This is a genomic window from Streptomyces montanisoli, assembly GCF_017813245.1.
Taxonomy (GTDB): Bacteria; Actinomycetota; Actinomycetes; order Streptomycetales; family Streptomycetaceae; genus Streptomyces; species Streptomyces montanisoli.
In genome coordinates, this window is the sequence record NZ_JAGIQL010000352.1 from 1 (window position 1) to 1,571 (window position 1,571).

Annotated in this window: 1 protein-coding gene; it reads left to right on the forward strand. The window is 77.7% G+C overall.

Annotation, left to right across the window (positions count from 1 at the left end):
- Positions 1-1,571 (forward strand): lipid II flippase MurJ (locus tag JFN87_RS33105; RefSeq protein ID WP_372449340.1); only part of this gene is annotated, 1,571 nt, incomplete at both ends.

Genomic DNA, 1,571 nt, shown 5'->3' on the forward strand with positions numbered 1-1,571 from the left:
GCGCTCGACTCACCCGCCGGTGCGGACGCGCCCGGAGCCGGCGCGTCCCGCGCCGAGAGCGGGCCCGCCGGCCGGGGCGGGGGCCGGTTCGGGCGGGCCGCCGTGGTCACCGCCGTGCTCACCGCGTTCGGTGCGCTGCTCGGGCTCGTGCGTGACCAGGTCATCGCCCACCTCTTCGGCGCGGGCGCCGAGAGCGACGCGTTCCTCGTGTCGTGGACCGTCCCCGAGGTGTCCTCCACCCTGCTCATCGAGGACGCCATGGCGCTCATCCTCGTGCCCGCGTTCAGCCTCGCCGTCGCCCGGCACTCCGTGCGCGCCCTGCTGCGGCGCACGCTGCCGACGCTGTGCGGCGTCCTCGGCTGCGTGGCGCTGCTGGTGATCGCCGGGGCGCCGTGGGTCGTGGACGCGCTCGCGCCCGGGCTGCCCGACCACCGGCTCGCCGTCGACTGCACGCGCGCCACCGCGACGTGCGTGTTCACCTTCGGGCTCGTCGGCTGCTTCAGCGCCGCCCTGCGCGCGCACGCACGCTTCTTCGCACCCGCCGCGATCTACGTCGCCTACAACGCCGGCATCATCGCCACGATGGTCGTCCTGCCCGGCCGCCTCGGCGTGCGGGCCGCCGCGCTCGGGGTGGCCGTCGGCGGGGTGTGCATGGTGCTCGTGCAGGCGCCGTCGCTGTGGCGGGGCCTGCACGCTGCCCGGCGGACAGCCGCCGGAGCCGTGCCGGGCGCCGGAGCCGTGCCGGGCGCCGGCGTCGCGCCGGGCATCGGCGTCGCGCTCGTCGCGCCCGTGATCGTCTTCGCGCTGAGCAGGCAGGCGCAGGTGCTCGTCGAGCGCTTCCTCGCCGCGCCGCTGACGTCGGGCGCCATCTCCCACCTCAACTACGCGCAGAAGGTGGCGCAGCTGCCGATGACGCTGTCGCTCATGCTGTGCACCGTCACCTTCCCCGCCGTCGCCCGCGCCATGGCCGCGGGCGACACGGCCGCCGCGCGCCGCCGCGTCGAGCGCGACCTCGCGACGGCCGCCGTCGTCGTGCTCCTCGGCACCGCGCTCGTCATCGCCTGCGCCCCGCAGCTCGTGCACGTCCTCTTCCAGCGCGGGGCGTTCGACGCCGCCGACACCGCGGCCACCGCGTCCGTCATGCGCGTCTACGCGCTCGGCCTGCTCGGGCAGACCCTCGTCGGGGCGCTCGTGCGCTGCTACTTCTCGGCCGCCCGCCCCCTGTGGTACCCGGCGCTCACCATGCTCGGCGGGCTCGCGCTGACCACCGCCTCGGGTGCCGCGCTCGTCGGCCCCTGGGGCGTGCTCGGCATCGCGGCGGCCAACGCGCTCGGCATCAGCCTCACCGCCGTGCTGCTCCTCGCCGGGCTGCGCCGGCGCAGCGTCCCGGTGCGCGTCCCGTACATCGCCGCCGCCCTCGCGAAGCTCGCGGCCGCCGCAGCGGCGGCGACCGCCGCCGGGGCGCTGTGCGCAGCCGCGAGGGCCGACCCGCAGCTCGCGCTCGCCCTAGCGTGGCCCCCCATCGGCGCCGCGTTCCTCGCCCTCGCGGCCGTCCTGCGGGCGCGCGGGGC